The organism is [Bacillus] enclensis (assembly GCF_001456935.1).
Classification (GTDB): domain Bacteria; phylum Bacillota; class Bacilli; order Bacillales; family Bacillaceae_B; genus Rossellomorea; species Rossellomorea enclensis.
In genome coordinates, this window is the sequence record NZ_KQ758489.1 from 31,832 (window position 1) to 45,540 (window position 13,709).

14 protein-coding genes are annotated in these 13,709 nt (G+C 44.7%); 8 read left to right on the forward strand and 6 right to left on the reverse strand.

What is annotated here, in order from left to right:
• The first annotated feature begins 75 nt into the window (after positions 1 to 75).
• The 4 genes from AS034_RS19515 to AS034_RS19530 all read left to right on the forward strand — a co-directional run bounded on the left by AS034_RS19515 (position 76) and on the right by AS034_RS19530 (position 5,609).
• Complete coding sequence (locus AS034_RS19515; RefSeq protein ID WP_058299835.1) at positions 76 to 1,038, forward strand: ABC transporter substrate-binding protein; 963 nt, start codon at positions 76 to 78, stop codon at positions 1,036 to 1,038.
• An 874-nt stretch (positions 1,039 to 1,912) separates the two neighbouring features.
• The gene (locus AS034_RS19520; protein ID WP_058299836.1) at positions 1,913 to 3,415 is read left to right on the forward strand and encodes a spore germination protein; all 1,503 of its coding nucleotides are present in this window, start codon (positions 1,913 to 1,915) and stop codon (positions 3,413 to 3,415) included.
• A gap of 14 nt (positions 3,416 to 3,429) precedes the next feature.
• Positions 3,430 to 4,518, forward strand: coding sequence for a GerAB/ArcD/ProY family transporter (locus AS034_RS19525; protein WP_058299837.1), 1,089 nt, complete (start codon positions 3,430 to 3,432; stop codon positions 4,516 to 4,518).
• Positions 4,515 to 5,609, forward strand: coding sequence for a Ger(x)C family spore germination protein (locus AS034_RS19530; RefSeq protein ID WP_058299838.1), 1,095 nt, complete (start codon positions 4,515 to 4,517; stop codon positions 5,607 to 5,609). Before AS034_RS19525 ends, AS034_RS19530 begins: the two co-directional genes overlap by 4 nt.
• Positions 5,610 to 5,673: 64 nt before the next feature.
• On the opposite strand, the gene AS034_RS19535 is transcribed toward AS034_RS19530, so the two are convergent.
• Complete coding sequence (locus AS034_RS19535) at positions 5,674 to 6,711, reverse strand: oxidoreductase (RefSeq protein WP_058299839.1); 1,038 nt, start codon at positions 6,709 to 6,711, stop codon at positions 5,674 to 5,676.
• Between the two features lie 149 nt (positions 6,712 to 6,860).
• Between AS034_RS19535 and AS034_RS19540 the strand changes: the two genes are divergently transcribed.
• Positions 6,861 to 7,175 carry a thioredoxin family protein gene (locus tag AS034_RS19540; RefSeq protein ID WP_058299840.1) on the forward strand — a complete coding sequence of 105 codons (315 nt, stop codon included), beginning with the start codon at positions 6,861 to 6,863 and terminating at the stop codon, positions 7,173 to 7,175.
• Between the two features lie 65 nt (positions 7,176 to 7,240).
• Here AS034_RS19540 and AS034_RS19545 read toward each other — a convergent pair whose 3' ends face one another.
• Entirely contained in the window at positions 7,241 to 8,680 is a 1,440-nt protein-coding gene (locus AS034_RS19545) for a PGAP1-like alpha/beta domain-containing protein (RefSeq protein ID WP_058299841.1), read from the reverse strand.
• A 158-nt stretch (positions 8,681 to 8,838) separates the two neighbouring features.
• On the opposite strand from AS034_RS19545, the gene AS034_RS23030 reads away from it, so the two are divergent.
• On the forward strand, positions 8,839 to 8,979 hold the full coding sequence (locus AS034_RS23030) for a hypothetical protein (RefSeq protein WP_169792820.1): 141 nt from the start codon (positions 8,839 to 8,841) through the stop codon (positions 8,977 to 8,979).
• A gap of 37 nt (positions 8,980 to 9,016) precedes the next feature.
• Positions 9,017 to 9,196: an H-type small acid-soluble spore protein gene (locus AS034_RS19550; RefSeq protein ID WP_032086532.1), complete on the forward strand. Its 180-nt coding sequence runs from the start codon at positions 9,017 to 9,019 to the stop codon at positions 9,194 to 9,196.
• Positions 9,197 to 9,245: 49 nt separating this feature from the next.
• Here the strand turns inward: AS034_RS19550 and AS034_RS19555 are convergent, their stop codons facing one another.
• Both AS034_RS19555 and AS034_RS19560 read right to left on the reverse strand, forming a co-directional pair.
• Complete coding sequence (locus AS034_RS19555) at positions 9,246 to 10,625, reverse strand: alkaline phosphatase (RefSeq protein ID WP_058299842.1); 1,380 nt, start codon at positions 10,623 to 10,625, stop codon at positions 9,246 to 9,248.
• A 151-nt stretch (positions 10,626 to 10,776) separates the two neighbouring features.
• Positions 10,777 to 11,637 carry a dimethylarginine dimethylaminohydrolase family protein gene (locus tag AS034_RS19560; RefSeq protein ID WP_058299843.1) on the reverse strand — a complete coding sequence of 287 codons (861 nt, stop codon included), beginning with the start codon at positions 11,635 to 11,637 and terminating at the stop codon, positions 10,777 to 10,779.
• A 532-nt stretch (positions 11,638 to 12,169) separates the two neighbouring features.
• Between AS034_RS19560 and AS034_RS19565 the strand changes: the two genes are divergently transcribed.
• Positions 12,170 to 12,934: a hypothetical protein gene (locus tag AS034_RS19565; protein ID WP_074440091.1), complete on the forward strand. Its 765-nt coding sequence runs from the start codon at positions 12,170 to 12,172 to the stop codon at positions 12,932 to 12,934.
• A 67-nt stretch (positions 12,935 to 13,001) separates the two neighbouring features.
• On the opposite strand, the gene AS034_RS19570 is transcribed toward AS034_RS19565, so the two are convergent.
• Positions 13,002 to 13,268: a KGG domain-containing protein gene (locus tag AS034_RS19570; protein ID WP_058299844.1), complete on the reverse strand. Its 267-nt coding sequence runs from the start codon at positions 13,266 to 13,268 to the stop codon at positions 13,002 to 13,004.
• 86 nt (positions 13,269 to 13,354) lie between these two features.
• Complete coding sequence (locus AS034_RS19575; RefSeq protein WP_058299845.1) at positions 13,355 to 13,654, reverse strand: KGG domain-containing protein; 300 nt, start codon at positions 13,652 to 13,654, stop codon at positions 13,355 to 13,357.
• Between the last annotated feature and the right edge of the window lie 55 nt (positions 13,655 to 13,709).

A 13,709-nucleotide genomic window follows, 5' to 3' on the forward strand; every position in this document is an offset into this window, starting at 1 on the left:
AACCTTCTCAATTATGATAAGGTTTGTAAATGATAATCGTTATCAATCAAACTATTTTTAGGAGGATTCATACATATGAAAGTAAGAAGTTTACTCACTTTACTGCTGATCGCTTCCCTTCTTTTCCTGGCAGCCTGCGGGAACAAAGAGGAAGAAAAAGAGTCATCAGCAAGTAAAGATGACAAAAAAGAAGAAACATACACAGTAGAACACGCTATGGGTAAGACTGAAATTAAAGGGACTCCTGAAAAGGTGGTCATCCTGACAAATGAAGGTACAGAAGCACTTCTTGCAATGGGTGTCACTCCTGTCGGCGCCGTCCAATCATGGACTGGCGACCCTTGGTATGATCACATCGCTGACGATATGAAAGACGTTGAAGTTGTAGGGACCGAAAGTGAATTGAACATCGAAGCAATCGCAAAGCTTCAGCCGGATCTGATCATCGGTACGAAACTCCGTCAGGAAGAGCAGTACAATCAATTGAAAGAAATCGCTCCGACTGTCATGTCTGAAACACTTAAAGGCAACTGGAAGGAAAACTTCGAACTTTATGCAAAAGCATTGAACAAAGAAGAAAAAGGGAAAGAGGTTTTGGCTGAATACGATCAGCGCATCGAGGACCTGAAAGGCAAACTCGGCGATAAGCTGAACCAGGAAGTGTCAATGGTACGATTCCTGGCAGGCGACGTCCGCATCTACCACAAAGATTCATTCTCAGGTGTCATCCTGGATCAATTAGGATTCGCCCGCCCTGCTGAACAGGATAAAGATGACTTTGCCGAAAAAGGCGTAACAAAAGAACGGATCCCTGCAATGGACGGGGATGTCCTCTTCTACTTCACATATGAAACAGGAGACGGCGAAGCGAACAAACTGGCAGAAGAATGGATCAATGATCCACTGTTCAAAAACCTTGAAGCAGCCAAAGCTGGTAAAGTATACGAAGTAAGCGACGCAATCTGGAACACTGCAGGCGGCGTAATCGCAGCAAATGAAATGCTCGACGACATCGAAAAGTTCTTCCTGGAGCAATAAGTAAGAGTAATGAAGAGATCAGGGATCATTCCCTGGTCTTTTTTGTGTTTAAGAAAGTGATTTTCTTATGTATCCTAGGAGCCTGAGAATAGGTACGAAGGCAAAGAGTAAAACCGGAAAGGAAAATCCAAGTCCCTCCTGTGTGATATATCTAAATAAATTTACTCGCGTTCCGAGTTAGTGGATCGGACCTTTATACGGAAAGATAAAATGTGAAAACTCACGAATATCAGAGTCTGCCTTCGTGCCGTGTTCTTACCTTCTGTTCCATCAAAGAAAAAGGAGGATCAAGAAGAACTATAATAAGTTTCAATCCATTTATTCAGGATGGAAATGTCTAGACTTATCCAAATTCAAAACCGGTTCCAGCTATTGATTGGAGAGCAAAACGTAGACTCCTAACAGAAATGCGGAAGGGCTTTGCTGCATAAGGCGAATCGGCCACGAAGGCGTTCTTTGCCTTCTTGGGAGGTTTGACTTATGTCAAGTGCCTCTATAAGCCCTGCAGCTGGACAGTTCCCCACTGGAAATTAAGAGGAGGCTCACCAACCGCCTGCGGAAAGCGAAGTTTTGCACGGAAATCAATTGCGGTGATGAATGGAATCAAATAAGTTGAGAAGTCAAAAAGAGCTTCTCTAATTAAGGTTGCCTAAAAACATAACCCAATTCTGCGTGGGTCAATTTCTTAACGGTTTCATTCATATCAGGACACTCACGGGTCACCCGCGGAAAGCGAAATCTTGCGCGGAAATCAATAGCGGTACAGAAAAACGTATCTTCTTAAAAATCCCTCCCTCCGACCCTTCATCTTTTCATAATTCTCCCTTTTTCGGAAACACTAGTGAATACACCAAGACGAACATGAGGGATCCCTATGTTTTCTTTCTTTAAAAATAACAATAATGCTGGAAGCAAAAAGAAGCCATCTTTTAAAAACATCAACTTATCTCTGGAAAAATCGGCTGATTACCAACATACCTTTTATCTGAATCCCTTTACAGGGGTGAAGTTCTGCCTCCATTTTTTCACGACACTGATTGATGGGAAAATTCTGCAGGAAGATGTTCTTCCTTATGTACTGTCAAAGGGGTTCAATGACCTTGACGATCTGAAAAAGATCGTCCCGATAGTTGATATCCAAATTTCAGAAGATGAAGCCGTCATCGAACAGAAACTGCTGAATGGATATACCATGGTGACCATGGATCATTCCCATCGAAAATTCGCCTTCATTGCGACCAAAAATGAAATGGGCCGCAAAGTGTCACAGCCGGAAGTCGAATTCAGTGTCGTAGGACCCAAAGAGGCTTTCGTCGAATCACTCAGCGACAACCTGAACCTCCTTCGTAAACGAGTTCCTGTAAAGGAGTTAACGGTGGAAGAAATGAGTGTCGGCACCATCACTCATACAAGAATCGCCCTCCTTTACCTGGATGGTCTCGCAGATGAAGCGAATGTAAACACGGTCCGGCAGCGGTTGGATGCCATCGATTTCGATCAGATTATGGACAGTTCGTTCATTGAACAGCTGATCTCGGATAATACCTTATCACCATTTCCACTGCTTCTTGATTCGGAGCGGCCGGACCGTGTCGCATCCGTTTTAATTGAAGGGAAAATTGCCATACTGGTGGATGGGTCGCCTCATGCACTGATCGGGCCGACCACGCTTGTTGAATTTTTCAACGCATATGAAGATTATTTTCTTAATTTTATAGTCGCATCCTTCTTCCGTCTTGTACGGGTATTTTCGGTTGCCTTCTCGATCCTGATCACGCCGATCTATGTAGCAGCCCTTACATATCATTATGAGCTGATACCGAAGGACTTGATGGCGACCCTCGTCACATCGAGGCAGGAAATCCCGCTGCCTCCGATACTCGAGGCACTGTTCCTTGAACTAACCATAGAGCTGCTGCGGGAGGCAGGGGCCCGACTTCCGACGAAGGTCGGCCAGACAATCGGTATCGTTGGCGGTATCGTCATCGGGACGGCATCGGTTGAAGCAGGCCTTACGAGTAATGTCCTGCTGATCCTTGTTGCCCTTGCCGCACTGGCTTCATTTACGACACCTGTTTACCGGATGGGTAATACGATCCGGATTCTGCGCTTTCCGTTTTTGCTATTTGCCCAGATTTGGGGGCTGCTTGGGATTGTTTTCTGTTTCTGTTTCCTGCTGGGGCATCTGATGAATCTGACCTCACTCGGACGGCCATTCCTGGAGCCTTTATACCCGCCGCGTTTAACGGATCTGAAGGACGCTCTCATACGGTTTCCATTTTTCAAGCAGCCAGACCGCCCTTCATTTCTGAGGACAAATAAATCCACACGATTCAATCCTTCTGAAGGGAAGAAAAAGCTTGATATCGACGAATGATTGGAGGTGCTGTAATGCAGCCGATTCCTGAAAGCAGAAAGGTCTCCCCTTTTCTCGTATTCTTTCTTATACATTCAATCCAGGTCGGAGCCGGGGTATTGGGCTTTCAGCGGATCATCTCGCAGGTTGCAGGATATGATGGGTGGATTTCAGTGATTCTCGCCGGAATCACTACCCATATTATCATGTTCATCATGTATCTTTTACTGGATAAAGGCGGAGGCGACCTTGTTGAAGCACACGCCCTTGTTTTTGGAAAATGGTTTGGTAAGTTATTGGATCTTATCTTCGTCCTTTACTTTACATTACTCGTAATAACCATTCTGAGAACCTATATCGAGGTTGTCCAAGTGTGGATGTATCCGAGGCTCAGTACCTTTTATTTTGCCCTTGCCTTTATGATCCTGGCATATTATATCGTCTCTGGAGGAGTAAGGAGTATTGCAGGAGTGGCATTTTTCGGGATCGTCCTTCCAAGCTATCTGTTGTTGACGTTCGCATTCACATTCCCGTTCAGTGATTTCCGTAATCTCCTCCCCGTCTTTGATCATTCGATTAAAGATATCATGTTGGCCACAAAAAATATGTCGCTGACGTTTCTCGGATATGAGTCGATCCTGATGCTCTACCCATTCATTAAAAACGCAAAGAAATCACAGAAATATGCTCATTGGGGACTGTTCACCACTACAATGGTTTACGTTTTCATTGCCCTTATTTCCTTTGCCTTCTTCAGTGAAAAGCAGCTGGCAAAGACGGTGTGGGCCACTTTATCGATGTGGAAGATCGTCGAGATGCCCTTTGTTGAACGATTTGAGTATATCGGGATAGCCAACTGGTGCCTGATCATCCTGCCGAACGTCTGTATCGCTTTGTGGTGCGGGAGCAGGATCATGAAGAGGACCACCTTCCTCAAACAGCGTCATTCGGTCTGGATTCTATCGGCAATCGTCATCGGCACCCTGACATTCTTGAGAAAACGCCAGCAGGTCAACTTTTTGAATACCTTTTCCGGGGAAGTCGGTTTCTATATCAATTACGGGTATATCCCCCTTCTCCTCTTATTGGTGATTATTATGAAGAAGGTGAAAAAGAAAGCATGAGAAAGCAACTGACACTTTGTATTACACTATTATTACTGCTGACAGGCTGCGTCGAAAGGGAAATCCTTGATGACCTGAATATTGAAACAGCCAAAGGTTACGACCTTGTAGATAAGAACACCATCAAGGGGACAGCCTTATTTCCTGTTTATATAAAAGACGGGACCATTGAAAACAGGACATTGTCCGCTGAGGCACCTTCAACCCGCGAGGTATTGGAAACCTTATCACGGAAATCCCAGCAGCCGCTTGTGAGGGGAAGCTTGGATGTGGTGCTTATTGGAGATGAACTGGCGAAGAAAGGGATCCTGGATGTCGCCGATTCCCTCCAGAGGGATGCTAGTATCGGGGCTCGTGTGATGCTGACCATTACCGAGGGAAATGCAGGGGATATCCTGCAAGGGAATTACGGGATAAGAGGGAACGGGATGTTCATCTCGAATCTCCTCAATCAGAACATCAAGCGGAGGGAGCTGCCTGAAACCAATTTACATATGTTCCTCTTTGATTATTATCAGGACGGCCAGACTCCCTACCTTCCCATCATCAAACAAGTTTCCGACGATACCCTTGAGGTCACGGGGATAGCCCTGATGGATGCAGACAAGATGATCGACCGGGTTGCTTCAGATGACATGTTCTTTTTTAAGCTTCTGGTGGATAAGCTTTCAGAGGGGAGTCATGTTGTAAAGCTTGGGGGTAAAGACGGAAGCACGGAGCAAAGAGTCGAAGCAGCGGTAACGAGCATTAAATCGAAACATAATATCAAGGTAGTGAATAATTCGGATCCAGTAAAAGTGACCATCAAAATCACCATTAATGGAATTATAAAAGAATACACAGGAAAAAGCTTATCAACGAAGAAAATTAAAGAAATAGAAGATAAGATGTCATCTGATATTGTGGACCATTCAAAGAAACTGCTCGCCAGGTTCCAGGAGCTGGGCATCGACCCCATTGGTATCGGGCAGCTGCAAAAACACGGTGTGCGAGGGTTTGATATAAAAGAATGGGAAAAGTCCTTATATCCGAATGTCCAGTTCGATATTAAACCTGATGTGAAAATACTTGAGTCAGGGACTGTGGAATAGGATTGTAGAGACTGTAAAAAGAGGAGGGGTGCGAAATGATTGCACCTCTCCTCTTTTTGCTTTTTTATAAATGGACGGCCTTTCCATGAGATGAACTTTCCTTGCAGGCTTCGATGATCCTGATCACTTCAAGGGCTTCTGCTGCTTTTACCGGTGAGGCATCATTATTCCTGATGGCGTCATGGATTCCTTGATAATAAAGAGTGTAATCTCCATTTTCAGACGGAAGTTTTACGGTGTCCACCTTTTCGCCGTCCGTAACGGATAACGTCCCCCAAGCACTTTCATTCTCTTGTCCCCATGATTCCGAATATGGGTCGAGACCCTCTTTCAGGTCTGCTTCCTGTCGGTCCATACCGTATTTCATATAGCTCCCGCTGCGGCCGTGCACCTGATAGCGGGGTCCGGGGTCAAGCACCATTGAGCGGGAATTGAGGGAAACCCTCATCCCTTCATATCCCATTACGATATGGAAGTAATCCTCCGCTTTATCCTGATCGCGCTGTGAAAACACATCCGCAAATACCCATTGAGGCGTACCGAACAGATATAGTGCCTGGTCGATCAAGTGTGAACCGAGGTCATACAACACTCCCCCGCCATCGATTTTATTCTCTTTCCAGCGGTCCTTCACCTGAGGGCGGTAGCGGTCGAAATGGGCTTCGTATGTCGCGATATTCCCCAGCCGCTTTTCTTCTAAAAGCTTTTTGATTGTGAGGAAGTCAGCATCCCAGCGCCGGTTATGGAAAACAGACAAGAGGAGGCCTTTTTCTTCGGCCAGTGAGATCAGCTCTTCTCCCTCGGAACTTGAGGTGACGAACGGTTTTTCCACCACCACATGTTTCCCGGCATGCAGGGAATGCTTGATCATGCTGTAATGCAGATGGTTCGGTGTCGTAATGACGACAAGATCGATGTCTTCCTGAAGCAGTTCATCCAATGTTTGAACCACCCTGGCATCTTCTATGTCTTTCTGGACTTTCTCCTTATTTGAAGACATGACTGTATGTATATGATAGTCCTTGGAATGCTGCAGAAGAGGACGGTGAAAGCTTTGTCCTGAAAATCCGTAGCCTGCAAGTCCAACGTTGATCGGTTTCATTTTATCACCTGAATTTCTATAGAATGTATCCATTATAGTATCATGTCCAGTACAGATCAGGGAAATTCTTTGCAGGCCGGGATCTGATATCTTGCAGTTTACGTAAAGTTGCTCGTAAGGTTAAAATAAGAGGGAAAGGGGGGTTACAAATGCAATCGATCAAAAACAAAGAAACGTTCGAAGAAATCATTTCTTCAAAACAGCCCGTAATCATTAAATTCCATGCAGACTGGTGTCCTGACTGCCGCCGCATGGACATGTTCATTGATGAAATCATGGAACAATATGATCAATATAAATGGTATGACATCAACAAGGACGAACTTCCAGAGATAGCGGAAAAGTATGACGTCATGGGGATCCCGAGCCTGCTCGTATGGAAGAACGGCGAAAAGACCGCCCACCTGCACAGCGCGAATGCAAAAACGCCGGATCAGGTGACAGACTTCTTGGAATCCTTGTAATGACAAAGCCCGTCCTCCGCTTTACCGGCGGACGGGCTTTAAGCATTTTAGCAGGATTGGATGAATTACTCATGAACGTTTCCATGCTCATCGACCGTAACGGTTCTGATGACCGTCCGTTGGAACCGCTCCCCCTGTGCTGTCGTTCCCTCTATGTCAATCGTGATGTTATGGATGCCTTCACCGTATCCTGCAAGGGTTTCCGGGTTGAGATCCGCCGGTTGATCCTTTTTCCCTGATGGGAAGTGGTAAAGATGAATTTGTTTTTCAATACCCACTATCCCTGTCATCTTCACTTCCTTACTATCGGACTCAGCCACTTTAACGCTGATGATTTCATCCATCCCCACATTCACCCCGCCTGAAAAGATGACATTCAACAAATAGGACTCCCGTGAATCATTCCTTGCCTCCATCACCCATCTGCCCTTAGCCGGTGACGGGATGATGATCGAATGGTGAAGTGCATTTGGAAAGAAACCGGTCTCATCACCCGCTGTGACAAAACGGACATGCCGCCTGCCATCAGGGTCCGTCAATACATAGGAGGCATCGCTTGAAGAACTGACCCAATCAACCGTCAGCTCCTCCACCCCTTCTTCCACATAGAACCGTTCTGCTGCGGCACCCGTATACACCCCTCCCTTGTGGAGGACGGAAACGGGCAATTCCTCATCAACCGATTCAGCGGCAATGGCAACAGGAAGTTCTTCCACTTCCTCAAGAACCAATTTTTCTATATAAGGAAAGATTTCATCTCCCAGTTTGATCGTCTTGTGGGTCCAGTCACCTACCATCACTTCCTCCCCGTAAGGAAGCCGAGAGCTCTTCACCGTCACCGCACCGTCACTTGGACCAAACCGCCTCAAATACAAACCGCCCCAAAACAACTCTGATCCCATGCTGCCCCAGCCGGTACCGCCGAATGTATAAAAAGATGAATGCCCCGGCTCCATGTTTTCATCTGTCCGTTTCCGGTAGGCTTTCATATAGCCCGTCTGCAGGGAAAATACCGCTTCACTCCTGCTGCCGAGCGTATCCGCGATCCAGTCTGCCCATTTGCTGAACGCCAAATCTGCAAGCTGGGATCCGTGATGAGGGGTGGATAAGGTGATCACCCGCTTCACAAACTGCGAGGCATCATGATAAACCATTGCCGTCTGGGCATCGATCCCTCCCTTGCTGTGAGCCACAATCACCACTTCACTTTGAAAAGATACAGAAATCTCCTTCAGTTTTTCAGCCAGCAGCAGTCCATTCGACCACATATCGGCCGTTCCTGAAAGATTGATGAACGCTGTCCGGTATCCTTTTGCACGTGCTGTTTCACGGATATCATTCCCATCAACGTTCCATGTTGCAGATGTCGTGTTTATACCATGAATGAAAAGGATCGGATAGCTGCCGGGCTTAATATCCTCAGGTTCTTCCCCCGGATACCAGCTTCCCGGAATGGTTTCACCGGCTGTGCCCGGTGACATACTGGAATTTAGAGACTCCTTCATAAACCCGCCCCCTTCTTCTGTTTATAGTTTCTTTTCTTTATTCCACACCTGAAAACCTTTAAATGGCTTCCATCTTTTAAAATAGGGACTTCATCCCCATGCATATCCATCACCCTTTTTTCCAAAACTAAAGTGACTAGATGAAGGAGGAATGACAAATGACGAAAAAAGATAATAATGGAAGCAGCAACCAGAACTCCCCGAAACGGGGGACAACTGAATTTGCTGCGGAACTGACAAGCGGGGATAACAGCAAGGGCAACAAACACAACAAGGACCAAAAGAACAAGACCGACTGAAGAATTGATCCCGTTAAACATAAGGAGGATGCCAATCATGGAACTTAAACGTGCGAAACAAATTTTATCTTCGTCAGCGGACATAGAAGTGAAATATCAAGATGCGTCTGTATGGATCGATGAAGTGATGGAAGACGGACAGACAGCAGTCGTACATCTGCGCGGTCCGCTTGAAGAGAGATCACAGGTAAGCATCGCGGATCTGCAAGAGGGTTGATTGTACAAATGAAAAAGCCACGCGGGAAGGACCCGCGTGGCTTTTAGCATTATTTATTCTCTTTGATTTTTCCTTTATTCTTTAAAATTTCGAAAATCAACTGAGCCTGATCCGTATTGTCGATCATCCCTGCAAACTTTTCTTTCTGGGGACCGAATGCATAGACAGGTACGTCATCCCCTGTATGTCCATCGGTCGTCCAGCCAGTACCGGAACGCGTGTCGAAGATTTTTTCGATTGCATTATCGATTTCCACTTTATCCTTCGTCGCCGCTGCTTCTTTTACAGATGAAATTTCTTCGTCTGTTAATTCAAGGTCGACATATTGAGAAAGCGTTTCTTCTACAGATGCGCCGTTCGCGATTTCTTCTGCCATGAAGTCAGGCGTGCGTTTCGCAGCATCGATCACGTTTGGATCCCAGTTATAGTCACCATCCGAACCGATTGAGAATCCGCCAGTTGAGTGGTCAGCCGTCACGACGACCAGGGTCTCACCATTTTCTTTGGCAAAATCACGTACTTTTTCAAATGCTTTTTCAAAGTCCCTCATTTCACTCATAGAAGCGACAACATCATTATCATGTCCGCCCCAGTCGATCTGGCTTCCTTCCACCATCAGGAAAAATCCGTCTTTGTCAGATTTCAGGCGGTCAAGTGCAGATGTAGTCATATCAGCAAGACTTGGCTGTTTTTCATCGCGGTCGATCATCTTATCCATACCTGACTCGGCAAAAAGACCAAGGACCTGTTCATTTTCATCATTCTTCATTTCTTCAGTTGACTTCACATAGCTGTATCCGTCTTTCTTGAATTCTTCAGCCAGATTACGGTCTTCACGTTCGAAGAAGTCCGTTCCACCGCCAAGCATAACATCGATTTTATGTTCACCCTTGATCATTTCATCAAAATAATCATTGGCTATTTCATCTTCATTTTTACGGCTTTCATCATGCGCACCGTAAGAAGCAGGTGTTGCATGCGTGATTTCAGAAGTTGAAACAAGACCTGTAGACATGCCGTTTTCCTTTGCCTGCTCAAGGACTGTTTTAACATCGGATTTATCATTATCAACAGCAATCGCATTGTTATACGTCTTCACCCCGCCGCTCATCGCTGTTGCTGCCGCTGCTGAATCCGTCACATTTTCTTTTTCATCTTCAGGATATGTGGACTGCAGTCCCACAAGATACGGATCAAATGCCGTTTTCTCGAATTCCGGTGTATCCGGATTGTCATTCATATAACGAAGGGCTGTTGTATAAGGGACACCCATGCCGTCACCAATCATGAAGATGACATTTTTGGCTTTCCCGTTTTTAGATTCTTTCGCTTGCGCCTCAGGGTTGTCCTGATTCATACCGATCACACTTCCGATTGCCAATGATGAAACAACTGCCAAAGGAAGGATCTTCTTCATGGATTTTTTCATTTCCCGACCTCCTAGATTATGAATACAGTTACTAGGATAGTAGAGAATTATGAAGAATTATTTTCAAAGAGACGACAATTTTGTAAAAGGTTTGTAAATGCAAAAAGGCCCGCCCCGCTTCCCTTTTACAGAGAGCGGGGCGGGCCTTTGTCTATTCCCTTACGAGAGGCAGGGTGCAGCACCTGAAGGAGCCGCCTGATTTGATGATTTCCGAGAAGTCGGTTTCAATGACCTTGAAGCCCTTTTCTCTTATTCTTTCATTCAACTCTCCATTCTGCGGGAGGCTGACAATCGTCTTGTCACCGATGGCAAGGACATTGGGTCCCATACGGAACTGTTCCTTCTCGCTTACTTCGATGATGTTGTAGTGCTCTTTGATTTTTTCCAGATCTTTTTTCGAAAAAGCAGGCGGATAAACGAGTGCCGCTTCTTCCGAAATGATCGTGAACACACAATCAAGGTGCAGGATATCACTCCTCAAAGGAAGTGCATGGACGGTATAGTCGGGGAGCAGCTTCTTCAAGGCCTGGACCGCCAGACGGTTCGTGCGACCGCTTATTCCGACCCAGACATTTTTACCGTCTACCAGTACATCCCCTCCTTCGATTGAATGGGCAGCCAGATGGGTATGCGGGATCTTTTGTTCCTCGAGCCATCCGAGAAGAACCTTCACTTCTCCTTTTCTAAGCTCTGTATTCATCGATGAAACGATGAGTTCATTCCCGATGCAGAATCCGATATCCCTTGTGAATACCTGCTCGTTCATTTCCTTTCGAGGTGTGAGGTGATGCACCTCAGCACCGTTTTCTTCAAGGATTTTCACAAACTGCTCATGCTGGTGCACAGCTTTATCTATATCGATGTTATCTTTCATAAAATGTTTTTGTGTTTCATTGATGATTTCCGTGATTCTCATGTTTTGAGGTGAAACCACCAATACCTTTTTTAATTTACCGTATTCAGAAGGACAATTCAGATCATTGTCCTGGACTGTTTCTCTAGACAGGTTCATAGGGTTTTTTACCTCCCAAAATTTTTCATTACGGAGGACTATTCCCCGTTTGGGAGGGGATGAAACCTTGGAAATAATATAGATTCCCCTACACATTTTTCCTTCTAATAAACCAAATGCAATTAAATCTATTCAAGAAATCCAAAGATAACAATACCTGTAGAAATCGGTTAACAATGCCGCTAATGATTTCCGTGCAAGACTTCGCTTTCCGCGGGTAGCCCGTGAGCCTCCTCGGCAAGCCTGCGGGAAGAAAAGCGGAGGGGCTTTGCCCAGAGGCGGTTGGCATAAGGCGAATCGTCCACGAAGGCGTTCTTTGCCTTCTTGGTCGGTTTGACTTATGACATGTGCCTCTAAGCCCCGCAGCTAGACAAGTCTCACATAAGCTACTCTTCCCGCAGGAGTCTTCGTCTTGCACTCCAATCAACCGCTGGAACAAGTTAAAGCTGAACAATTCGGCACACTTAAAGCATTTTTCAATATTAAATTGAATTAATTCAGGAAATGGGAACACTAAAATGAGGTGATGGTGATGCGAATTTTTGTCTATTTTTTAATAGGGCTCTTTCTTTTCTCAAATCCTGATTTAGCAGGGAAAAAGATTAGAGGATATGATATTGTTAGTCAGGACAAAAATGAGAATATAACCCTATACGGTAAGAAAACGAATGGATTATACAGGGGATTCAAGATTGATTTCAAAGGGGAAATTTATACAAAGCCTTTTTGGATTAGCGAAATAAGCCCTTCCTTCCCTCCACAAATATTCTACTCAGACATAAATACTGACGAAAAAGAAGAATTGGCCATTACCTTGACGAAGGGGCATGGGACAGGGGTCCTGATAGAAGATGTTCATGTTTTCCATACAATTGACAACGGATTATGCGAAGTGATTGTAGATAATCCTTTAGCAATCATTAATAAGAGTGTTAAAACAAAGCTTTCGAATCAAGAAGCAGAAATTCAAATAGAGAAAAGGAAGTATAAAGTTGATTTGCTTCTATTTGGAGTCAACCCTGAAAATTTGTTTGAGGATATAAGTTTTGGGAGCATTATTGATTATGAAGTAATGAACCATAATCTTATGGTTAAAGTAACCGGACAAATATCACCAGCTATGTTTATTGGGGATATTATCATCACTTATGAATATCTTGCTAAACTGTATCAAGCGAAATCTATCGAATTTATAACGGATATTGATAAAAATCCTTTTTATGGACCAGTGACACAGGAAGAGATATTTAACCCGGGAAAAAACAAAGAAAGGACCACACATTTTAGATTTCTCTAATTTGTGGGGTCCTATTTCCCTCAATTACTGAGTTTGCACAAGTTCCCTTTTATTTGTTAAGATTATATTAATTGTTGTTATTTGAATTGTTGTTTGAACGGTTGGAGCCGCCTGAATTTGAGTTTCTGCCGCCTTTTTCACCGATGTCCTGGTAGAACTCTTTATCATGATTATTCGAGGTGGCTTCTCCGCCTTTTTCTCCGATCTCCTGATAGAACTCTTTATCGTGATTGCGTGACGTAGCTTCTCCGCCTTTGCGCCCCGCTTCTTCATAACTCATTTTATTATTGTTTTTACTGTTATTGTTGTTATTACTATTATTGTTGTTTGCCATTTCGTTTCCTCTCCTTTTAATGTAAGTAGTCTCCATGACGTTTACCGGAAATGATGTTTCTATGACAATTCTTGAATGGTTATGGTTTAGCTGTTGTTGGAGCTGTTGGATCCTGAGTTGGAGCTGTTAGACCCTGAGTTTGAATTGTTGCTTCTTGATTGATTGGAATTCCCTGAGTTGCTGGAATTTCTGCCGCCTTTTTCACCGATCTCCTGGTAGAATTCTTTATCGTGATTCTGGGAAGTCGCCTCTCCGCCTTTTTCTCCGATTTCCTGATAGAATTCCTTATCGTGATTGCGAGCAGTTGCTTCTCCGCCTTTACGTCCTCTTTCCTCGCGGCTCATGTTTCCGTTATTATTGTTGTTTCGATTATTGTTGTTTGCCATTTCGTTTCCTCTCCTTTAAGTGTGATTAGTGTGATAACCAATGACTCTTCAGAAA

What these genes read in the sequence shown, in the direction of transcription:
- AS034_RS19515 (WP_058299835.1), top strand. Translation starts at nt 76, where the DNA reads ATGAAAGTAAGAAGTTTACTCACTTTACTGCTGATCGCTTCCCTTCTT.
- AS034_RS19520 (WP_058299836.1), top strand. Translation starts at nt 1,913, where the DNA reads ATGTTTTCTTTCTTTAAAAATAACAATAATGCTGGAAGCAAAAAGAAG.
- AS034_RS19525 (WP_058299837.1), top strand. Translation starts at nt 3,430, where the DNA reads ATGCAGCCGATTCCTGAAAGCAGAAAGGTCTCCCCTTTTCTCGTATTC.
- AS034_RS19530 (WP_058299838.1), top strand. Translation starts at nt 4,515, where the DNA reads ATGAGAAAGCAACTGACACTTTGTATTACACTATTATTACTGCTGACA.
- AS034_RS19535 (WP_058299839.1), bottom strand. Translation starts at nt 6,711, where the DNA reads ATGAAACCGATCAACGTTGGACTTGCAGGCTACGGATTTTCAGGACAA.
- AS034_RS19540 (WP_058299840.1), top strand. Translation starts at nt 6,861, where the DNA reads ATGCAATCGATCAAAAACAAAGAAACGTTCGAAGAAATCATTTCTTCA.
- AS034_RS19545 (WP_058299841.1), bottom strand. Translation starts at nt 8,680, where the DNA reads ATGAAGGAGTCTCTAAATTCCAGTATGTCACCGGGCACAGCCGGTGAA.
- AS034_RS23030 (WP_169792820.1), top strand. Translation starts at nt 8,839, where the DNA reads ATGACGAAAAAAGATAATAATGGAAGCAGCAACCAGAACTCCCCGAAA.
- AS034_RS19550 (WP_032086532.1), top strand. Translation starts at nt 9,017, where the DNA reads ATGGAACTTAAACGTGCGAAACAAATTTTATCTTCGTCAGCGGACATA.
- AS034_RS19555 (WP_058299842.1), bottom strand. Translation starts at nt 10,625, where the DNA reads ATGAAAAAATCCATGAAGAAGATCCTTCCTTTGGCAGTTGTTTCATCA.
- AS034_RS19560 (WP_058299843.1), bottom strand. Translation starts at nt 11,637, where the DNA reads ATGAACCTGTCTAGAGAAACAGTCCAGGACAATGATCTGAATTGTCCT.
- AS034_RS19565 (WP_074440091.1), top strand. Translation starts at nt 12,170, where the DNA reads ATGCGAATTTTTGTCTATTTTTTAATAGGGCTCTTTCTTTTCTCAAAT.
- AS034_RS19570 (WP_058299844.1), bottom strand. Translation starts at nt 13,268, where the DNA reads ATGGCAAACAACAATAATAGTAATAACAACAATAACAGTAAAAACAAT.
- AS034_RS19575 (WP_058299845.1), bottom strand. Translation starts at nt 13,654, where the DNA reads ATGGCAAACAACAATAATCGAAACAACAATAATAACGGAAACATGAGC.